The sequence below is a fragment of the Azospirillum griseum genome (assembly GCF_003966125.1).
In the GTDB taxonomy this organism is placed as follows: domain Bacteria; phylum Pseudomonadota; class Alphaproteobacteria; order Azospirillales; family Azospirillaceae; genus Azospirillum; species Azospirillum griseum.
Genome location: NZ_RXMA01000004.1, coordinates 104,738 through 124,443, shown reverse-complemented (window position 1 = coordinate 124,443; position 19,706 = coordinate 104,738). Strand labels below are relative to the sequence as shown.

General features: G+C 67.3%; 17 protein-coding genes. 3 read left to right on the top strand and 14 right to left on the bottom strand.

Annotation, left to right across the window (positions count from 1 at the left end):
- Positions 1–63 precede the first annotated feature (63 nt).
- Positions 64–936, top strand: a complete 873-nt coding sequence (gene pheA / locus EJ903_RS06430; RefSeq protein WP_126613262.1) for a chorismate mutase — start codon at positions 64–66, stop codon at positions 934–936.
- Positions 937–991: 55 nt separating this feature from the next.
- Entirely contained in the window at positions 992–2,083 is a 1,092-nt protein-coding gene (gene hisC / locus EJ903_RS06425) for a histidinol-phosphate transaminase (protein WP_126613260.1), read from the top strand.
- An 80-nt stretch (positions 2,084–2,163) separates the two neighbouring features.
- Here the strand turns inward: hisC and EJ903_RS06420 are convergent, their stop codons facing one another.
- The 8 genes from EJ903_RS06420 to EJ903_RS06385 form a co-directional block, all read right to left on the bottom strand.
- Positions 2,164–3,195: an amino acid ABC transporter substrate-binding protein gene (locus EJ903_RS06420; RefSeq protein ID WP_126613258.1), complete on the bottom strand. Its 1,032-nt coding sequence runs from the start codon at positions 3,193–3,195 to the stop codon at positions 2,164–2,166.
- An 83-nt stretch (positions 3,196–3,278) separates the two neighbouring features.
- Positions 3,279–5,480, bottom strand: coding sequence for a methyl-accepting chemotaxis protein (locus EJ903_RS06415; RefSeq protein ID WP_126613256.1), 2,202 nt, complete (start codon positions 5,478–5,480; stop codon positions 3,279–3,281).
- A gap of 409 nt (positions 5,481–5,889) precedes the next feature.
- Positions 5,890–6,597: a response regulator gene (locus EJ903_RS06410; protein WP_126613254.1), complete on the bottom strand. Its 708-nt coding sequence runs from the start codon at positions 6,595–6,597 to the stop codon at positions 5,890–5,892.
- Positions 6,598–6,635: 38 nt separating this feature from the next.
- On the bottom strand, positions 6,636–7,379 hold the full coding sequence (locus tag EJ903_RS06405; RefSeq protein ID WP_126613253.1) for an amino acid ABC transporter ATP-binding protein: 744 nt from the start codon (positions 7,377–7,379) through the stop codon (positions 6,636–6,638).
- Positions 7,380–7,407: 28 nt separating this feature from the next.
- Positions 7,408–8,556 carry an amino acid ABC transporter permease gene (locus EJ903_RS06400; RefSeq protein WP_126613251.1) on the bottom strand — a complete coding sequence of 383 codons (1,149 nt, stop codon included), beginning with the start codon at positions 8,554–8,556 and terminating at the stop codon, positions 7,408–7,410.
- A complete protein-coding gene (locus EJ903_RS06395; protein ID WP_126613249.1) occupies positions 8,553–9,710 on the bottom strand; it encodes an amino acid ABC transporter permease in 1,158 nt (385 codons plus the stop codon). The genes EJ903_RS06400 and EJ903_RS06395 overlap by 4 nt, the downstream gene beginning before the upstream one ends.
- A 144-nt stretch (positions 9,711–9,854) precedes the next feature.
- On the bottom strand, positions 9,855–10,886 hold the full coding sequence (locus tag EJ903_RS06390; RefSeq protein WP_126613248.1) for an amino acid ABC transporter substrate-binding protein: 1,032 nt from the start codon (positions 10,884–10,886) through the stop codon (positions 9,855–9,857).
- A gap of 207 nt (positions 10,887–11,093) precedes the next feature.
- Positions 11,094–11,516, bottom strand: coding sequence for a cupin domain-containing protein (locus EJ903_RS06385; protein WP_246015246.1), 423 nt, complete (start codon positions 11,514–11,516; stop codon positions 11,094–11,096).
- Positions 11,517–11,840: 324 nt separating this feature from the next.
- On the opposite strand from EJ903_RS06385, the gene EJ903_RS06380 reads away from it, so the two are divergent.
- A complete protein-coding gene (locus EJ903_RS06380) occupies positions 11,841–12,494 on the top strand; it encodes a MarC family protein (protein ID WP_126613245.1) in 654 nt (217 codons plus the stop codon).
- Between the two features lie 32 nt (positions 12,495–12,526).
- On the opposite strand, the gene paaK is transcribed toward EJ903_RS06380, so the two are convergent.
- The 6 genes from paaK to paaN form a co-directional block, all read right to left on the bottom strand.
- Positions 12,527–13,837: a phenylacetate--CoA ligase PaaK gene (gene paaK / locus EJ903_RS06375; RefSeq protein ID WP_126613244.1), complete on the bottom strand. Its 1,311-nt coding sequence runs from the start codon at positions 13,835–13,837 to the stop codon at positions 12,527–12,529.
- 78 nt (positions 13,838–13,915) lie between these two features.
- Entirely contained in the window at positions 13,916–15,124 is a 1,209-nt protein-coding gene (pcaF, locus tag EJ903_RS06370; protein WP_126613243.1) for a 3-oxoadipyl-CoA thiolase, read from the bottom strand.
- A 51-nt stretch (positions 15,125–15,175) separates the two neighbouring features.
- Positions 15,176–15,634, bottom strand: a complete 459-nt coding sequence (gene paaI, locus EJ903_RS06365; RefSeq protein ID WP_126613242.1) for a hydroxyphenylacetyl-CoA thioesterase PaaI — start codon at positions 15,632–15,634, stop codon at positions 15,176–15,178.
- The gene (gene paaH, locus EJ903_RS06360) at positions 15,627–17,159 is read right to left on the bottom strand and encodes a 3-hydroxyacyl-CoA dehydrogenase PaaH (protein ID WP_126613241.1); all 1,533 of its coding nucleotides are present in this window, start codon (positions 17,157–17,159) and stop codon (positions 15,627–15,629) included. The genes paaI and paaH overlap by 8 nt, the downstream gene beginning before the upstream one ends.
- Positions 17,160–17,162: 3 nt before the next feature.
- Complete coding sequence (paaG, locus tag EJ903_RS06355) at positions 17,163–17,957, bottom strand: 2-(1,2-epoxy-1,2-dihydrophenyl)acetyl-CoA isomerase PaaG (protein ID WP_126613515.1); 795 nt, start codon at positions 17,955–17,957, stop codon at positions 17,163–17,165.
- 29 nt (positions 17,958–17,986) lie between these two features.
- Complete coding sequence (gene paaN, locus EJ903_RS06350; protein WP_126613240.1) at positions 17,987–19,663, bottom strand: phenylacetic acid degradation protein PaaN; 1,677 nt, start codon at positions 19,661–19,663, stop codon at positions 17,987–17,989.
- Positions 19,664–19,706: the final 43 nt, after the last annotated feature.

The window sequence follows — 19,706 nt, the reverse complement described above, 5'->3', positions numbered from 1 at the left end:
TTTGATTTCACCGCGCATGCGGACTACTACTAACCGGCTTTGCCTTCAATGGTTTTTGGACTCATGCTGCCCGCCCGGACCCCGCTTGACGATTTGCGCCGCGACATCGACCAGATCGACGACGCGATTCACGACCTGCTGATGCGCCGCGCGGCGGTGGTGGAGCGCATCGGTGCCGCCAAGGGCACGCCCGGACAGGCCGTCTACCTGCGTCCGGGGCGGGAGGCGATGATTCTGCGCCGCCTGATGGCGCGGCACAGCGGCAGCTTTCCGGCCAAGGTCGTCGTCCGCATCTGGCGGGAGATGATCACGGCGCTGACCCGCCTTCAGGGGCCGTTCGCCGTCGCCGTCTACGCGCCGGAGGACAAGCGCGGCTTCTGGGACGTTGCCCGTGACCATTACGGCTCCGTCGTGCCGATGACCGCCGTCAACACCCCGGCGGCGGCCCTGCGCGCCGTGTCGGACGGGACCGCCACCGTCGGCGTCGTGCCCTATCCGGCGGAGGATGACAGCGATCCGTGGTGGCGTTTCCTGGTGTCCGCCGACGCCAACCGCCCGCGCGTGGTCGCCCGGCTGCCCTTTGGCGGGCGCGGCAACGCGCGCGGCGAGAATCGCGACGCTCTGGCCATCGCCATCGCCAGCCACGAGCCGACCGGCGACGACCGCACCCTTCTCAGCATCGAAATCGGCGGCGACCTCAGCCGTGGGCGGTTGAAGGACATGCTCGACGCCTGCGGCCTGCCGCCCGTCAGCTTCTGCACCTGGTACGCGCCGGGGGTGGGCAGCATGTCCGGCCCGTCGATCCATCTGGTGGAGATCGCCGATTTCGTCGATCACGCCGACCCCCGCCTGACCACGCTGGTCGAACGGTCCGGCGAGATTCCGGTACGGGTCAGCGTCGTGGGCGGCTACGCCGTTCCGCTCAACCTTCCCTGATTTCCCCCCATCACCCCATCTGGCAACCCTCATCTGGCAACAAGGTTCGCACGCCATGACCCAGCCGAACGGCCCGACTCCGCGCCCCGGTATCCTGGACATCGCCCCCTATGTCGGCGGCGAGCATCAGGGGCACATCCGGCTTGCGTCGAACGAGGGGGCGCTCGGCCCCAGCCCGCGCGCGATGGAGGCCTATCAAGCGGCGGCGGGCACGCTGCACCGCTACCCCGATGGCGGATCGGCGGCCCTGCGCGGCGCGATCGCCAAGCGGTTCAACCTGGACGCCGACCGCATCGTCTGCGGGGCCGGGTCGGACGAACTCATCAGCCTGCTGATCCGCTCCTACGCCGGGCCGGGGGATGAGGTTCTCTATTCGCAACACGGCTTCCTGATGTACCCGATCGGGGCGAAGTCGGTTGGGGCCACCCCGGTGGTGGCACCCGAAGACGGGCTGACCGCCAGCGTCGATTCGCTGCTGGCCCACGTCACGCCGCGCACCCGTCTGGTCTTCCTGGCCAACCCGAACAACCCGACCGGCACCTATCTGCCCGCGTCGGAGGTGGCCCGCCTGCACGCCGGACTGCCCGCAAACACCATCCTGGTGATCGACGCGGCCTATGCCGAATACATGAACCACGAGGATTACACCGCCGGTGAGGAGCTGGTGGAACAATTCCCCAACGTGGTGATGACCCGCACCTTCTCGAAGATTTTCGCGCTGGGTTCGCTGCGCATCGGCTGGGCCTTCGCTCCGGCGGGCATCGCCGACGTGCTGAACCGGGTGCGCGGTCCCTTCAACGTGTCCACCGCCGCCCACGTCGCCGGTGTCGCCGCGCTGGAGGATGTCGATTTCCTCGAACGTTCGCGCAGCCACAACGCCACTTGGCGGGAGTGGTTCGCCGCGCAGGTCCAGGCCCTGGGCCTGACCGTGCACCCCAGCGTCACCAACTTCATGCTGATCGACTTCAAGGGCCAGAAGCCCGGCAAGGACGACGCCGAAGCCGCCCGCCAGTTCCTGAAGGCCCACGGCATCCTCGTCCGCCAGATGCCCGCCTATGGTCTGCCGAGCTGCCTGCGCGTCACCATCGGCACCGAAGCCGAAATGCGCACCGTGGTCGACACGCTGAAAGCCTTCCTGGCCGCGTGATCAGGGCGATGTGAATAGGCGATGTGATCAGGGCGACGCTCCCCGCCGGCCCGCCAATGGCGGGCCGGGTTGGCCTTGCGTCAGCGGAAGGGTGGGGCGTAGAGCAGCCCCCCCTGTGACCAGGGCCGATTGAAGCCGCGCTCCATGCCATAGGGTTTGGCAAGGTTGCGTTCGAACAGTTCCCCGTAATTGCCAACCTGGGCCAGCACCTGCACGGCCCAATCCTCCGGCAGGCCCAGCGCCTTGCTGACACCGCCGCCATGGCCCAGCATCTGGTCCAGTTCGGGGTCGTCGGGCAGGCGTCCGCTCTGCATGTCGGCGGCGGTGACGCCCTTGGCTTCGGCCAATATCATCGCGTGCAGAACCCAGCGGGCGATGTCGTACCATTGCCGGTCGCCCCGCGCGACATAGGGGGTCAGCGGCTCGCGCGAGATCACCTCGGGGTAGATGTAAACCCCCAGTCCGGCCGTTCGGTATCCGCTCAACGAGGTCAGCAGCACGATGCGGTCGGTGGTGATGAGGCCGCATTCATGGGCCAGAAAGGCTTGCAGCGCCTCGTCAAAGGTCTTGAAGGTGCGGACGGTCCACGGGCGGTCGGCTTGCCGGATGTGGTCTTCCAGATTTCGCACCGTGGTGGTGAAGGATTTCACGCACACGGTTTGCGGCCCCAGCCGATCCAGCGGCGGCGGCGTCCCGTCCGTCAGCATGGCAAAGCCCTGGCCGTCGTAGAGCAGTGGCAGCAGGAATTCGACGTCGAAAGACACCTCCCGGCTGAAGGTCCAGGTGGTGGTCGTCAACGCCACGTCGACGTCGTGCTTTTCGACCGGTTCGAACTCCTGTGGTTTGTCGGGCAGGCGCACCACCCGGATCGCCTGGGCGTTGCCCAGCGTGGCCGCCGCATAGGCCCGGCAGACATCGACCAGGAACCCGTCCAGATGGCCTTGGGAATCGGTGAAGGAGATGCCACCGACTCCGCTGCGCACCCCACAGGACACCACCCCCCGGCTGCGGATGCGCTCCAGGGTTTCACCATCACCCGCCGCCGCCGTCGCCGTCGCCGATCCCAATCCCCACGCAAGGAGGGCGAGCGCCACACCGGCGATCCCCCTCATGCTCCACCTGTTCACCGCCATTGCGTTTCCAGCGCCCATCACCAACCGGGATCCGGCACGGCGCGCCGCCGGGGCTGGCGGTATCAGGCCGCCTGCTGGGCGCGCAGCGTGCTGAGCAGACTATGCAGCGAACCCGCCTCTTCAGCCAGCGTGTTCGCGGTCTGCGTCAGGGTTCCGGCGATGTCGCCGGTGCGCACCGCCTGATCGTTGACTCCCTGGATGATCGCCGCCACCTCGCCCGAGCTGCTGGCGATTTCGCCGACCCGATGAAGAATGTCGGTGGACGACTCGTTCTGCCGGGCCACGGCGTCGCCGATCAAATCCTGCACCGTGCTGATCCGTTCGACCGAACCGGAGATGCGGGCAAAAGTGCCGACGGTGTCCTGGATGCTGCCGTTGATGGCCCCGACGGAGCTGGCGATCTGCACCGTGGCGTTGGCGGTTTCCTCCGCCAGTTTCTTCACCTCCGCCGCCACCACGGCGAAGCCGCGCCCGGCGCTGCCCGCCGCCGCCGCCTCGATGGTGGCGTTCAGGGCCAGCAGCTTGGTCTGATGGGCGATGGTGGTGATGACGTCGACGATCTTGCGGATCTGGTCGGTGTTTTCGCCCAACTGCTCCACCACGCCGCGCGCGGCGGTCAATTCGTTGATGGTGGTGCCGACCACGTCCGCCGCCTCGTGGGCCAGACCCGACACGGTGCTGATGGTGTCCATCAGGGCCACCGCGCTGTTGTTGCAGGTGGCGGCGTTGCGGTTGCTTTCCGACACGAAGCTGCCCGCGCTGACCGTGCGGTCGATGGTGCTGGCCGATTGCTGGCGCAGGGCGTCGGCCACGGTGCGCAGTTGGCTGGATTGGGTGGCAACCTCCGAAGCGACCTGATGGACGTCCTCGATCAACTGGCGGGACAGCGCGGCGGAGCGGACCTGTTCGGTCACGTCGGTCCAGGACAAGGTTTTGCCGATCACGTTGCCTTGATCGTCGCACACCGTGTCGACATGCGCCTCGACCGAGGTGTCGCCCACCCGCAGGGACCGGCGCAGGCTGGGCGGGGCCGACGGGTCGGTGCATTGCTGGGTGAAGGTCGGGCCTTGCGCCAGCAGGTCCGGCGATGTGGTGTCGATGCCGTGATCGGCGCAGAAGGCGCGCGCCGCCGGGTTTACGAATCCAACCGTCCCGTCGGTGCGCAGCAGGGCGGTGGGGACCGGGCTGGAATCGACCATCCGCTTCATCAGCAGCACCTCTTCGACGCTGCCGCGCAGACGGCGCAGCGCCGCCGCCATCACCGCCAATTCGTCGCGCCCGGTGCGGGGAATTTCGATGGACAGGTCGCCCGCCGCGATCTGTTCCATGGCGCGGGCGAATTTGCGCAGATTGGCGATCACCGCCACCCGCAGCAGCGCGGCGGCGGCCAGCGACACCGCCACGGCAAACAGCGCCACCATCTGGATCGCCTCGTTGCGCAGGCGTTCGGTGTTGGCGATGAAGTCGCTGTTGTCGCGCGAAATTTCCGCCGTCGCCCAGGGCAACCCGCCGTCGCCGCCGATGGCGACCGTGGTGGTGGACATCTCCGTTTCGCCCGAATGCTTGTTGCCGGAGGTTTCAAACAGCACGCCCCCGGCGCTGTCCTTGAACCGGATGTCGGCCCCCAGCACCGCGCCCAGATTGCCCAGGATCGGCAACGGGTCCGTCACCACTTCAAGAAAACCCAGAACGCGAAAACCGCCGATCGGCATGATCATGCTGAACAGCGGCTGGCCCTTGTCGTTGCGCCACAGCTGGGCCGACGGGCGGCGTTTGTCGGCCAGTTCACGGGCCTTCAGCCCTTCCAGCAGGTTGGGAACGGTGGCGATGGAGTCCTCTTCCCGGTTGCCGATGTCGGCCACCCGCTTCATCTCGGCGTCGAACACGTTGACCGCCACCAGTTTCACCTCGCGGTCCACCACCACCGGACGGGCGGAGATGCTTTTCAACGCCAAGGCGACCTTGGGGTATTCCTGCTTGCTGACGCTGTCCACCAGGAAGCCGTCGCGGCTCCATTCGTTGGCGTGGCCTTGCAGCCATTCGCTGTAATTCTTGCGGACCCGGTCGTTGACCAGAACGCTGAGGGTGGCGGCGCTGCTGCTGTTGAAGGTTGCGACGGCGAAGTCGCTGTAGCGCTGGGACACCCACGCCTGGCTGCCGAACAATGCGGCCACCAGCACCCCGACCACCGAAATCATCGCCCGCCGCAAGGTCCAGAAGCGGTACCGCGCCCCGGAGTCATCCACCTTCGCCAACGCCATCATGTCCGCTCCCCTGGCCGCCAGCCAACCGGCTGTTGGATTGCAACACGAACATCATCGCTTCAGTCTATGAACAGCATGAGCGGGAAATGTGAATGAGTTGTGTATTTTCATCCACAGATGAGAAAAACATTCGTCATGCCCAGTGAAGAGACCTGCTCGCGACGCACTCATCAAATGGTTGATCGTCGTTTCCAAGTGGACAATCCACAACACTTGGACAACTCGCAGTTCATGTCTGTGCGGTGATTGTGCATCCGCACAAAAAACACGCAAAAAAATGCCACGGATGTCGGCAGGGGAGAAACCCGCAACATCCGTGGCAGTCTGCCGAGCGCGAGGCCGCCGCGAGAAACGCTTGCGACGGGGGAGTTGGCCCGGGGTACCCGAAACACAAACAATCAAAAAGCGCTCAAGCGCCCTGGGTGACGTCTCCGGCAAAGAGATAGCCGGTCCCGTGCACGGTGATGATGAAACGCGGGTCCGCCGGATCGGGTTCGATCAGGCGGCGCAAGCGACGAACCAGACTGTCGATGGTGCGGTCGGTGGCGTCGCTCTTGCGCCGCGTCGTCGCCGTCAACAGATAGTCGCGGTTCATCACCCGCCCGGCGTTGCAGACGAAGGTGGACAGCAGCTCGAACTCCGCCCCGGTCAGGCGCACCGGCTGATCCTGCGGATCGGTCAGGCGCATGCGGTCGAGGTAGAGCGTCCATCCGGCAAAACAGCGGCGGCGGTCGTCGCGCGGGCTGCCGGGCGCTTGCAGACGCCGCAGCAGGTTGCGCACACGGGCCAAAATCTCGCGCGGTTCAAAGGGCTTGGCGATGTAATCGTCGGCCCCCATCTCCAGCCCGATGATCCGGTCCAGCTTCTCGCCCCGGCTCGACACCAGGATGATGCCAATCTCCGACACCGCGCGCAGTTCGCGGGTCAGGGTCAGGCCATCCTGGCGCGGCAGGCGGATGTCCAGCAGCACCAGATCGATGGTTTCGCTGGCCAGAAGCTGCTTGAGTTCCTCCGCACTTTTGGCCAGCCGAACGGAGAACCCCTCGTCCATCAGATAGGATTTCAGGGTTTCGCGTGTCACCGCATCGTCGTCGGTGATGGCAATGGTCGCCGCCATGGCCGTTCCGTTCCTTTCGCCGTGCGCGTCCGCCGTCCTCAATGCTCCAGGATTTGGCCGAGGAACTGGCGGGTCCGCTCGCTTTTGGGGTTTTCAAAGAACTGCGCCGGGCTGCCGCTCTCGATGATCGTGCCCTCCGCCATGAAGATGATAGAGTCGGCGACGGACCGGGCGAAACCCATTTCGTGGGTGACGCAGACCATGGTCATCCCTTCCTCGGCCAGTTCGATCATGACGTCCAGCACCTCCTTGACCATTTCGGGGTCGAGCGCCGAGGTCGGTTCGTCGAACAGCATGATCTCCGGGCGCATGCACAGCGCGCGGGCGATGGCCACGCGCTGCTGCTGGCCACCGGAGAGTTGGCCGGGGAACTTGTGCGCCTGGTCGGGGATGCGGACCCGGCGCAGATACATCATGGCGATCTCTTCGATCTCTGACTTCGCCATGCCGCGCACCCAGATCGGGGCCAGGGTCAGGTTCTGCAACACCGTCAGGTGCGGGAACAGGTTGAAGTTCTGGAACACCATGCCGACTTGGCGGCGGATCTTCTCGACCGCCTTCACATCGTCGGTCAGCTCGGTGCCGTTGACGATGATGTGGCCGGTCTGGTGGGCTTCAAGCCGGTTGATGCAGCGGATCATGGTCGATTTGCCCGACCCGGAGGGGCCGCAGACGACGACCTTCTCGCCCTTCTTGATGGTCAGGCTGACGTCGCGCAGGGCGTGGTAGCTGTTGTACCACTTGCCGACCTTGCGGAGTTCGATGACGGCGTTCTCGGACATGTGACAAGTCTCCACAGAAGACGGCCGGTCAGCGGCGGTTGTAGCGGTTCGCCATGCGCTCCAGCCATTGGCTGTAGCGGGACATGCTGAAGCAGAAGATCCAGAACATCAGCCCGGCGAAGACATAGACCTCGGCGAAGAAGGGACGCCATTCCGGGTCGGTCGTCGCCACCGTCGCGGCGGTCAACAGGTCGTACAGGCCGACGATGGTGACGAGCGAGGTGTCCTTGAAGCAGGAGATGAACTGGTTGACGATGGGCGGGATCACCATCCGCAGGGCCTGCGGCAGGATGATCAGCGTGGTCTTTTGCCAATAGCTCAGGCTCAGCGCGTCGGCGGCCTCATACTGGCCCTTGGGGATCGCCTGCAGCCCGCCGCGCACGGCTTCGGCCAGATAGGCGGCGGTGAACAGGGTCAGACCGGCCAGCGCCCGCAGCAGCTTGTCCACCGTCACGCCTTCCGGCAGGAACAGCGGGAACATGACCGAGGCCATGAACAGCACGCTGACCAGGGGAACGCCACGCATCAGCTCGATGAAACCGACGCACAGGGACCGGATGGCGGGCAGCGAGGATTGACGGCCCAGCGCCAGCAGGATCGACAGCGGAAAGGCCAGCGTGATGGCGAAGACCGACAGCATCAGCGTGATCGGCAGGCCGCCCCACTTGTCGTTCGGCACATGGGTCAGGCCGAACACGCCGCCCCACATCAGAACGCCCATGGCGACCAGCACCAGCGCCCAGGCCCCGGCCAGCCAGGCCCGCCAGAAGGCGCGCACGCCGCTGACCCCCAGCATGGCGACGAACAGGGCGCAGGCCAGGAAGGGCCGCCATTGCTCGTCAAACGGGTAGGTGCCGAAGAAGATCAGCCGGTGCTTGACGACGATGATCGACCAGCAGGCCCCGGCCGCCGCGCGGCATTCGTCGGAGGTGCCCAGCCAGACGGCGTTGACCACCAGCCAATTGATCATCGGCGGCACGGAAAACCACAGAATGGCGCAGCACAGCAGCGTCAACGCGGTGTTGAGCCTGGTGTTGAACAGGTTGTTCCTGGCCCAGCCGAACGGTTTCAGCGCCGTGACGCCACCGGGCAGGCTCGTGACCGAGGCCTGGGACGGTTCTTCTTCAAAAGACGCGGCCAGGGCGGCGGTGCTTTGCGGGATGCTGTCCTTGCTCATCGCGTCACCAGTGCCACTTTGCGGTTGTACCAGTTCATGAAGCCAGCGATGCACAGGCTGATGATGAGATAGACGGCCATCATCATCGCCACCGCTTCCACCACCTGACCGGTCTGGTTGGCCGAGGTGTTGGTGACGCTGACCAGATCGGGATAGCCGATGGCCACCGCCAGCGAGCTGTTCTTGGTCAGGTTCAGATATTGGCTGGTCAGCGGCGGCACGATCACCCGCAGCGCCTGCGGCAGGATGATCAGGCGCAGGATGTGGGCGGGGCTGAGGCCCAGCGCCAACCCGGCCTCCGTCTGGCCGTGCGGCACGGCGAGGATGCCGGAGCGGACGATTTCGGCGATGAACCCGGCGGTGTAGACTGACAGACCGATCAGCAGCGCGGTGAATTCCGGCGACACCGCCGCGCCGCCTTCGAAATTGAACCCGGTCAGCACCGGCACATCAAAGGCAAAGGGCGCACCGCTGCCGACGAACACCGCCACCGGCGGCAGAACGACCGAGGCCAGCGCCAGCGGCAGGGTGGGGAAGGGCTTGCCCGTGGTTTCCCGGTGCTTGCGGCCATACCGCACGACCAGCACCGCGCCGACGATGCCAAGCACCAGCGCCAGAAAGGCCCAGCCATGCCCGGCGTGCTCGACAAAGGTCGGGAATTTCAGACCACGGTTGCTCAGGAAGACGTGCGGAACCACCTCCAGCGCCTCGCGCGGGCTGGGCAGACGGTTCATGATCGTGTACCAGACCACCAGTTGCAGCAGCAGCGGCACGTTGCGCACGGTCTCGACGAAGACGGCGGCGAAACGCCCGACCATCCAGTTCGACGACAACCGGGCCACGCCGATGACGATGCCCAGGATCGAGGCGAGAACGATCGCCACCGCCGACACCGTCAGGGTGTTCAGCAGCCCGACGACCATCGCCTTCAGATAGGTGTCGGACGCGGCGTAGGTCAGCAGACTTTCGCCGATTTCAAAGCCAGCCTCGCGGTTCAGAAACCCGAAACCGGTGGCCACGCCGCGTTTGGACAGGTTGGTCAGGGTGTTCGAGACCAGATACCAGCCGACCGCCAGCGTGCCGGACACGAACAGCGCCTGATACAGCCAGCCCCGCACGCGCGCGGAGTTCAGCGCTTGAACCAGTTTTGACATCTCACGCTCCGTACGGGGGAGAGGAAGCGGCGCTGCCGGAAAGGCTGGAACCAAACCGCCAGCGCCGCGCCGGATGCCCGCGCCCCGCGACACCCCGATTCCGCGTGGAAGGAACCGGGCCGCCGCGCGCCGTGGGCGGTCCCGTTACTTCAGGGGCGGGGCGTACATCAGGCCGCCTTCGGTGTAGAGCGCGTTCTGGCCGCGCGGCATCTTCAGCTTCGACCCGGCACCGACGTTGCGCTCAAAGCTCTGGCCGTAGTTGCCGACCTGCTTGATGATGGTGTAGGCCCAGTTTTCCTCGACCCCCAGCGCCTTGCCGTTGCCGGCGGTCACGCCCAGCAGGCGCTTGACGTCGGGATCGGGCGAGGTCATCGACGCGTCGACGTTTTCAGACGTGATGCCCTTTTCCTCGGCCTGGACCATGGCGAAGAAGGCCCAGGTCACGACGTTGGCCCATTCATCGTCACCCTGGCGGATGGCGGGGGACAGCGGCTCCTTGGAGATCAGCTCCGGCAGGATCAGGTAGTCGTTGGGGTTCTGCGTCTCGGCGGCGCGAATCGCGGCCAGCTGCGAGGCGTCGGAGGTCAGGGCGTCGCACCGGCCGGAGAAGAAAGCCTTGTGCAGCTCCTCGTTCTTCTCGATCACGACCGGCTTGAAGTTCATCTTGTTGGCGCGGAAGAAGTCCGCGACGTTCTGTTCGGTGGTGGTCCCGGGCAGAACGCAGACGGTGGCCCCGTTCAGCTGCTTGGCGCTCTTCAGCCCCAGCTTCGCCGACACCATGAAGCCCTGGCCGTCGTAATAGTTGGTCGGCGCGAAGTTCAGGCCGTTGGCGGTGTCGCGCGACAGGGTGCGGGTGGTGTTGCGGGCCAGCAGGTCGATTTCACCCGATTGCAGGGCGGGCAGGCGCTGTTGAGCCGACAGCGGGGTGTACTTCACCTTTTCCGAATCGCCGAACACGGCGGCGGCGACGGCGCGGCAAACGTCCACGTCCAGGCCGGTCCACTTGCCCTTGTCATCCGGTGCCGAGAACCCATACAGGCCCAGGTTGACGCCGCACTGGACGTAGCCCTTCTGCTTCACCCCGTCGAACGTCGCCCCCGCCTGCGCGGTGCCGGTCAGAGCGAGGGGAAGAGTCACAACAGCCGCGAGAGCCGCCGCCTGGAGTTTGCTGATCACCGGATGTCTCCTTGCCTGAAACCCGCCCGCCCAACCGGTCTTGCGACCCGTTGAGCAAGGGCATGAACGATCCGACCGCCGAACCGTTCGAAAAGAGACAATCGGGTGACGCGTTGAACAACTTTGCCTGCGGATGTGAACAGGATGTGGAGCGTTGTGCACGGGTTGCGGTCAACGCTCCACACACGGTCCGGTGGTTTGCCCGCGTTATTGGGCCGGTTTGGCCGGTTCCATCGCGGCGGCGGGGCCTGGAGCGGTGGCGGAAGCGGGATCGGGTGCCCGCACCGACAACGGCGCACCGACCTCGCCGGGATACACGGCCAGCAGCCGCACGGTCTTGGTCCCGGCGTTCTGGCCGTAATGCCAGTTCGACGCCTCCATGAAGGCTTCCCCCTCCTTGGCGACGCGGATGGTCCCGTTGTCGACGTGCAGGGTCAGTTCACCTTCCAGCATGTAGACGAACAGCGGGATTGGGTGGCGGTGTTTGGGGATGACCGCCCCAGGCGGAATCTGGGTGATCCGCGCGGTGATCAGCGGCGTGCCCTTGGGGTAGACGATGGGAACGCCGTCGCCATGGGTGGAGGTTTCCAGCAGCAGGGTGGACGTCACCGCCCCGGCGCTCTGGGCCACCTGCGCGGCCAGTGGACCATCCTGATGATGATCGTCGTCATGGGTACCATGCGCGCGCGCGCCACCCACAACGCCGCAAGCAAGTACCAGTGCCAGGGCCAATCCGCCCAGATGCCGCGCCGCGCCCGAAGCGATCGAGCGGGAAGGAGCGAAGTCGTTTAAAGTTTTCGAAAAAAACACAACCATCTCCATCAAAAACACGACAACATACAATCGCATAGGTGGTTGCGTTTGGCGACTGTGCGATTCCGCACAGCAGCATGGTTTTTCCAATGGCTTGAATGGTCTATAGTCGGTGGTCCGAAAGATTGAGTTTGGCCCGCGATGTTCGACAGTTTTCTTCTCGCCTTCACCGCCCTGTTCTCGATCGTCAACCCGATCGCCATGGCGTTGATCTTCAGCCAAGTGACCGCCGGGCGCAGCGCGCGCGACCGCGCCCGTCTGGCCGGACTGGTCAGCGCCTATTCGGCGCTGGTCATGCTGACGGCGCTGTGGGCCGGGGCCTATGTGCTGAATTTCTTCGGCATCTCGCTGGCCGCGCTGCGGATCGCCGGTGGCTTCGTCGTCGCCGAACGGGCGTGGGCCTTGCTCTCGGCCCCCGAAGCGCACGAGGCCAAAAAGCAGGAGCAGGCCGCCCCGGCCGAAACCGCCGAGGAGTCGGCCTTCTTCCCGCTGACCATTCCATTCACAACCGGCCCGGGGACGATTTCGGTCGCCATCGCGCTGGGATCGACCCGCCCGACCGACAGCGCCGCGCTCGGCTCCTTCTTCCTGGGCATGTCGGCGGCGGCCCTGGCGATTTCCGCCCTGATCTGGCTGTCCTACCGCTCCGCCGACCGTCTGGTCGCGCTGCTGGGCCACACCCGCGCCCGCGTGCTGACCCGCCTGTTCGCTTTCCTGCTGTTCTGCGTCGGCGTGCAAATCCTGCTGAACGGCGTCACCGACGCGCTGGGGCCGATGCTGGCTGGCCGGAAATAGGGGAGAAGAGAAGGGGCCGCAGCCCCTTCCTCTCACGCCTTGGGCCGCAGATCCCGCACGCGCTTGGCCTTGCCGATGGAGCGGGCGACGCCGCCCTGCTCGACCACCTCGACGCTGGTGCTGATGCCCACGCGCGACTTGATCGAGTGTTGCAGCATCTTGGAGTGGCGGTCCCATTCCGACGGGTGGGTTTCGGGGTTCACCTCCACCCGCACGGCGAGGCTGTCGAGATGGCCGTCGCGGCTGACCACCAGTTCGTAATGCGGGGCCAGCGCCGGGTCCTTGCAGATCAGTTCCTCGATCTGGGTCGGGAAGACGTTGACGCCGCGAATGATGAGCATGTCGTCCGACCGTCCGGTGATCTTGTCGATCCGGCGCATGCTGCGCGCGGTCGGCGGCAGCAGACGGGTCAGGTCGCGGGTGCGGTAGCGGATGACCGGCATGCCCTGCTTGGTCAGGGTGGTGAAGACCAGTTCGCCATAGGAGCCATCGGGCAGCACCTCGCCGGTGTCGGGGTCGATGATCTCAGGATAGAAATGATCCTCCCAGATGACCGGCCCGTCCTTGGTCTCCACGCATTCCGACGCCACACCCGGCCCCATCACCTCCGACAGGCCATAGATGTCCACGGCGTGGATGTTGAAGGTCTTTTCGATCTCGCCCCGCATCGCCCCGGTCCAGGGTTCGGCCCCGAAGATGCCGACGCGCAGGCTGGTTTCGCGCGGGTTGATGCCCTGGCGCACCATCTCCTCGGCGATGTTCAGCATGTAGGACGGCGTGACCATGATGATGGTCGGCTTGAAGTCCATGATGAGCTGGACCTGCTTTTCCGTCTGCCCGCCCGACATCGGGATCACGGTGCAGCCCAGCCGCTCCGCCCCGTAATGCGCGCCCAGACCGCCGGTGAACAGGCCATAACCATAGGCGATGTGCACGCGGTCGCCGCGCGAGCCGCCCGCCGCGCGGATGGAGCGGGCGACCACCTCCGCCCACACGTCGATGTCGTGCTGGGTGTAGCCGACCACGGTGGGCCGCCCGGTGGTCCCGCTGGAGGCGTGGACGCGGACGATGTCCTCCATCGGCACGGCGAACATGCCGAACGGGTAGTTCTGGCGCAGATCGTCCTTCACGGTGAAGGGGAACAGCGCCAGATCCCTCAACTCCTTGAAGTCGTCGGGGTGGACGCCCTTGGCCTCGCATTTGGCGCGAAAGGCCGGGACGTTGTCGTAGCTGTGGCGCAGCGACCAGGCCAGCCGCTCCGTCTGCATCGCCGCGATCTCGTCGCGGCTGGCGGTTTCGTACCGGTCAAGCGCGCTCGTGGGGGCGGCGGTGTGGGTGGTCATGGTGCGTTTCTCCCTTCATCCTGGCGCGGTCGGTCTTGCGCGTCCGGCGCTTGCTGGCCGGTTGTGGCTGGGGCGGGATCAGACCCGTTCCAGAACCATGGCGATGCCCTGGCCGACGCCGATGCACATGGTGCAGAGCGCGCGGGCGGCCTTGCGGTCTTCCAGTTCCGCCACGGCGGTGGCGATCAGCCGGGTCCCGCTGGCCCCCAGCGGGTGGCCCAGCGCGATGGCCCCGCCGTTGGGGTTCACATGGTCGGCATCGTCGGCCAGCCCCAATTGGCGCATCACCGCCAAGCCTTGGGCGGCGAACGCCTCGTTCAACTCGATCACGTCGATGTCGGCGATGGTCAGGCCCAGCCGGGCCAGCAGCTTTTGCGTCGCCGGGGCCGGGCCGATGCCCATGATGCGCGGCGGCACGCCCGCCACCCCGGTGCCGACGATGCGGGCGCGCGGCGTCAGGCCATAGCGGCGCACCGCGTCCGCCGACGCCACGATCACCGCCGCCGCCCCGTCGTTCACGCCCGACGCGTTGCCCGCCGTGACGCTGCCCCCCTCCTTGCGGAAGGGGGTGCCGAGCTTGGCCAGCGCCTCCAGCGTCGTGTCGGGGCGCAGATGCTCATCCTCGGCCACGATCACCGGCTCGCCCTTGCGACGGGGGATCGCCACCGGCACAATTTCGCGGGCGAAGCGCCCGGAACGTTGCGCACGGGCGGCGCGCTGCTGGCTGCGCAGGGCAAACGCGTCCTGGTCGGCGCGGCTGATGGCGAAGTCGGCGGCGACGTTCTCGGCGGTCTCCGGCATGCTGTCGATGCCGAAACGCGCCTTCATCAGCGGGTTGACGAAGCGCCAGCCGATCGTCGTGTCAAAGATCTCGGCGGAGCGGGAAAAGGCGCTGTCGGCCTTGCCCATCACGAAGGGCGCGCGGGTCATGCTTTCCACGCCCCCGGCGATCATCAGCTCCGCCTCACCGGCCTTGATGGCGCGGGCGGCCATGCCGACGCTGTCCATCCCCGACCCGCACAGCCGGTTGACGGTGGTTCCCGGCACCGCTTCCGGCAAACCGGCCAGCAGGGCGGCCATGCGGGCGACGTTGCGGTTGTCCTCCCCGGCCTGGTTGGCGCAGCCCAGGATCACATCATCCACCGCCGCCCAATCGACGCCGGGGTTGCGCTCCATCAGCGCTTTCAGCGGCACGGCGGCCAGATCGTCCGGGCGCACCGGGGCCAGCCCGCCGCCGTAACGGCCAAAGGGGGTGCGGACGGCGTCGCAGAGAAAGGCGTCGGTCATGACACACGGCTCCTGAAAATCAAACCGGAGGGGAGAGGCGGGCACCGTCGGTCAGCCGACATCCACCACCCGCTGCCCCTTCAAACGGGCGGATTGGCCACGGAACAGGCCAACGATCACGCCATCCTGGTTGGTCACGACGGTGTCGTACACGCCCGACCGCCCGCCCTGATGCACCACCCGGCATTCCGCTGTCAGCACATCCCCCAGCCGGGCGGGGGCGGGAAAGCTGATGGAGCAGCCCGACGCCACCGTCACCTGATTGTCGGCGTTGCAGGCGTAGGCAAAGGCCGTGTCGGCCAGCGTGAAGGTCATGCCGCCATGGCCGATGTCGTGGCCGTTCACCATGTCCTTGCGCACGGTCATCGTCATCCGGGAAAAGCCCGGCGCGATGGCGGCCAGTGCGATGCCGTGGGACTGCGCGCAGTAATCGCGCTCGTACATGCCGCGCCCCACCGCCTCGGCGATGGCCTGCGGGGTCACGCCCGGCTCGGTCGTGTGGTCAGTCATGGAAACGGGTTCCTTCCCAGATTTTCCGGCGCAACAGGGCCGAGGCGCGGTAACGGTCCTCGCCATAGACATGGGCCAAGGCGTCGAGCGCGCGGCACACCCGCGCCAGCCCGATCCGTTCGGCCCAGGCCAGCGGCCCCAGCGGGTAATTCACCCCCTTGGTCATCGCCGTATCGACATCGGCGGCACAGGCCACCCCCTGCATCACCGCGTCCGCCGCCTCGTTCGCCAGCATCGCCACGGTGCGCAGCACCGCCATGCCCGGCGCGTCGTCGATCACCGTCACCGCCTTGCCCAGCGCGGTGAACAGGCTGGCGGCGGTGGTCAGATGGTCATAGGGCGCGCCGTTGCGCGTGGTGATGGCGATGCGGGTGGCCTTGGCGTAATCCAGCGCCAGATCGAACAGCACCAGCGCCGCGATCCCGTCCTCCGCCGCGCGCTGCCCGGCGCTGCGCCCGTCGGTCAGCGCCACGGTGACGCCATCGACGACCAGCACGCCCGGCCCATCCGCCTGGCCCTCGGCCTCCTCCTCCACCGCCACCCCGGCGGCACGCAACAGCCCCGGCAGGGCCGCCGCCGGGCCGAGATCGCCGCGCACCACCACCCGGTCCGGCTGCGCCCCGGTGGTGAAGGCCGGGACCGGCGGGCGTTCGGCACCGGGCCGGTAATCGTAAAACCCGCGCCCGCTCTTGCGGCCCAACCGCCCGGCCTCCACCAACTCCTGCTGGATCAGCGAGGGTTGAAAGCGCGGGTCGCCGAAATAGGCGGCGTGGACGGAGCGGGTGACGGCGAAATTCACGTCGTGCCCGATCAGGTCCATCAGCTCGAACGGCCCCATGCGGAACCCGCCGGACTCGCGCAGGATGGCGTCGATCCCGGCGGGGTCGGCCGCCTGTTCCTGCACCAGCCGCAGCCCTTCGGCGTAGAAGGGACGGGCCACCCGGTTGACGATGAAGCCGGGGGTCGAGCGGCAGCGCACCGGGCTTTTGCCCCAGGCGCGCGCGGTGTCGAACAGGGTGGTGGCGATGGCCGGATCGGTCGCCAGACCGCTGACGATCTCCACCAGCGCCATCAGCGGGGCCGGGTTGAAGAAATGCAGACCGGCCAGCCGTTCGGGCCGCGCCACCCCCGCCGCGATGGCGGTGACGGAGATGGAGGAGGTGTTGGTGGTCAGGATGGCGTCGGGTCCGACGATGCCCTCCAGCTCCGCGAACAGGCGGCGCTTGACCTCCAGATCCTCGACCACCGCTTCGATCACCAGACCGGCGGGGGCCAGATCGGCCAGAGCATCGACGGCGGTCAGGCGGGCCAGCGTGGCGTCACGCTCCGCCGCCGTGCACTTGCCCTTGTCGACCAGCCCGTTCAGCGCCGTGGCGATGGCGGCGATGGCCGCCGCCGCCGCGCCCGGACGGGCATCGACCAGCAACACCGGGTGCCCGGCCTGCGCGGCGACCTGGGCGATGCCCTGGCCCATCGCGCCGCTGCCGACGACGCCGACGATGGTGGTGGGGGGAAGGGGAAGCATCGCTCACCGTCCCTGAAAACTGGGGGCGCGCTTGCCAACGAAGGCGGCGACACCCTCGCGGTAATCCTCGCTCCGCCCGGCTTCGCGCTGAAGATCGCGTTCCAAATCCAGTTGCGCGTCGAGATCGTTGGTGGAGGACGCGTTGAGCGCCCGCTTGATCAGCGCCAGCCCCTTGGTCGGCTGGGTCGCCAGATGGCGGGCCAGCGCCAGCGCCTCCCCGGCCAGCGCGTCGTCGTCCACCGCCTTCCAGATCATGCCCCAGGCTTCGGCCTGCGTGGCCGTCACCTTGTCGCCCAGCATGGCCAGCCCCATGGCGCGGGCGTGGCCGACCAGACGGGGCAGGGTCCAGGTGCCGCCCGAATCCGGCAGCAGCCCGATCTTGCAAAAGGCCTGGATGAAGCTGGCCGATCTGGCCGCCAGCACGATGTCGCAGGCCAAGGCCAGATTGGCCCCGGCCCCGGCGGCGACACCGTTCACGGCGCAAACCACCGGCATCGGCAGGGCGCGCAGGCGGCGCACCAGCGGGTTGTAGTTGGTCTCGATCGACTCCCCCAAATCCGGCGGGGCCGCCCCCGGGGCCACCGCCCGGTCGGACAAATCCTGACCGGCGCAGAAGCCGCGCCCGGCCCCGGTCAGCAGCAGGCAGCGCACGGTGGCGTCGCCCTCCACCCGGTCCAGCGCCGCGCGCAGATCGGCGTGCATGGCGGCGGTGAAGCTGTTCAGCCGGTCGGGCCGGTTCAGGGTGATGGTGGCCACGCCGTCGGCGATGGTCAGCAGGATCGGGGTTTCGGCGCTCATCATGGCCTCGCTCATCGCCTGATCCCCCCTCACGCGGCCGTCGCCGCCGGAACGCGGCTCTGCACCACGCGGAAGCGGTTGGCGACAAAGGCCAGATCGCACAGGGCGGCGTTGGCCGCCGGGTTGGCCCCGGTGCCGTGGAAATCGCTGAAGGCCGCCGATTGGTTGACGAAGACGCCGCCGGTCAGATTGACCGACAGGGCGACCCCGGCCTCGACGAACGCCTCAGTCGCCTGTTCGATCACCGCCGGATCGCTGGAATAGAGACCGGCGGTCAGCGCGCCCTTGGTCCGGGTCAGGCGGGCGGCGCGCTCCAGGCTGTCGGCGGTGGACTCGGTCTTGACGACGATGGCGATGGGGCCGAACAGCTCCTCGCCATACTTCTCCTCCTCGCTGGCGTCCATGGTCAGGATCAGCGGGGTGCGCACCTGGGCGTCGGGGAATTTCGGGTGGGCGATGGCGCGCGACGGCAACACCACCGTGCCCAGCGTCGCCGCGTGGTCGATCCGGGCCAGCGTGGCGGGCGACTGGATGGCCCCCAGCACCTCCACCGCGCGTTCGGGATCGGACAGGAACTTGTCCACCCCGCCAGCCAGCGCGGCGGCGACCTGATCGAAGCTCATCCGCTCCGCCCCGGCCTGGATGCCGTCCTTGGGCACGAAGAAGACCTGCGTCGTCGTGCACATCTGGCCGGAATAGAGGCTGAGGGTGAAGGCGAGGTTGCGGACCATGCCCTTGGGGTCGTCGGTGCTGTCGATGGTGACGGTGTTGACGCCCGCCTTTTCGGTGTAGACCTGGGCCTGACGGGCGTTCTGTTCCAGCCAATCGCCAAAGCCGGTGGAGCCGGTGTAGTCGATGACCGCCACCTCGGGCCGCAGGGCCAGATCCTTGGCGATGGTGTCGCCAACCGCCAGCGTGACGAGGTTGGGGTCAAGCCCGGCCTCGGCCAGCACCTCGCGGGCGATCTTGACGGTGATGGCCAGCGGCAGGATCGCCGTCGGCCCCGGCTTGACGATGACCGCGTTGCCGGTGACGAGGCTGGCGAACAGGCCGGGATAGCCGTTCCAGGTCGGGAAGGTGGCGCAGCCGATCACCAGCCCGACGCCACGCCCGACCACCTCGAACCGCTTGTCCATCACCAGCGGCGGGTTCTTGCCCTGCGGCTTTTCCCAGCGCGCGGTCGGAGCCTGATCGGTCATCGCCTTCCAGCCATAGGCGACCGCTTCCAGCCCGCGATCCTGCGCGTGCGGGCCACCGGCCTGGAACGCCATCATGAAGGCTTGCCCGGTGGTGTGCATGACCGCGTTGGCGATGTCAAAGCTGCGGGCGTTCAGCCGCTTCAGGATCTCCAGGCACACGCCCGCCCGGCCATCGGGACCGGCCTTGCGCCAGCCCGGCATCGCCGCCTTGGCCGCCGCCAGCAGCGCGTCCAGGTCCGACACCGGGTAGGTGACGCCCAGATCAAAGCCGAAGGGCGACCGTTCGCCCCCCGCCGTTCCGGTGATACCCGGCTGGTCGAGCGGAAACAGCCGGTCGCGGTAGGCCGCCAACGCCGCTTCGCCATCCGCCGCCGCCGTCTCGCCATAGGCGCGCGGGCTGGGCATTTCCGGGTAGGCCGACCAATAGGCCCGGCTGCGGCAGGCCTCCACCGCCTGGCGCAGCGTGGCTTCGTGGGTGGCGAACAGGCTCTGCGGGGTCGTGGTCATGCGGGCGTTTCCCATTGTGCTTGGTTGTCGTTGCGCGGGCGGG

What these genes read in the sequence shown, in the direction of transcription:
- EJ903_RS06395 (WP_126613249.1), bottom strand. Translation starts at nt 9,710, where the DNA reads ATGTCAAAACTGGTTCAAGCGCTGAACTCCGCGCGCGTGCGGGGCTGG.
- EJ903_RS06415 (WP_126613256.1), bottom strand. Translation starts at nt 5,480, where the DNA reads ATGATGGCGTTGGCGAAGGTGGATGACTCCGGGGCGCGGTACCGCTTC.
- pcaF (WP_126613243.1), bottom strand. Translation starts at nt 15,124, where the DNA reads ATGACCGACGCCTTTCTCTGCGACGCCGTCCGCACCCCCTTTGGCCGT.
- paaH (WP_126613241.1), bottom strand. Translation starts at nt 17,159, where the DNA reads ATGCTTCCCCTTCCCCCCACCACCATCGTCGGCGTCGTCGGCAGCGGC.
- EJ903_RS06405 (WP_126613253.1), bottom strand. Translation starts at nt 7,379, where the DNA reads ATGTCCGAGAACGCCGTCATCGAACTCCGCAAGGTCGGCAAGTGGTAC.
- EJ903_RS06410 (WP_126613254.1), bottom strand. Translation starts at nt 6,597, where the DNA reads ATGGCGGCGACCATTGCCATCACCGACGACGATGCGGTGACACGCGAA.
- hisC (WP_126613260.1), top strand. Translation starts at nt 992, where the DNA reads ATGACCCAGCCGAACGGCCCGACTCCGCGCCCCGGTATCCTGGACATC.
- pheA (WP_126613262.1), top strand. Translation starts at nt 64, where the DNA reads ATGCTGCCCGCCCGGACCCCGCTTGACGATTTGCGCCGCGACATCGAC.
- paaI (WP_126613242.1), bottom strand. Translation starts at nt 15,634, where the DNA reads ATGACTGACCACACGACCGAGCCGGGCGTGACCCCGCAGGCCATCGCC.
- EJ903_RS06400 (WP_126613251.1), bottom strand. Translation starts at nt 8,556, where the DNA reads ATGAGCAAGGACAGCATCCCGCAAAGCACCGCCGCCCTGGCCGCGTCT.
- paaK (WP_126613244.1), bottom strand. Translation starts at nt 13,837, where the DNA reads ATGACCACCCACACCGCCGCCCCCACGAGCGCGCTTGACCGGTACGAA.
- paaN (WP_126613240.1), bottom strand. Translation starts at nt 19,663, where the DNA reads ATGACCACGACCCCGCAGAGCCTGTTCGCCACCCACGAAGCCACGCTG.
- EJ903_RS06420 (WP_126613258.1), bottom strand. Translation starts at nt 3,195, where the DNA reads ATGAGGGGGATCGCCGGTGTGGCGCTCGCCCTCCTTGCGTGGGGATTG.
- EJ903_RS06380 (WP_126613245.1), top strand. Translation starts at nt 11,841, where the DNA reads ATGTTCGACAGTTTTCTTCTCGCCTTCACCGCCCTGTTCTCGATCGTC.
- paaG (WP_126613515.1), bottom strand. Translation starts at nt 17,957, where the DNA reads ATGAGCGCCGAAACCCCGATCCTGCTGACCATCGCCGACGGCGTGGCC.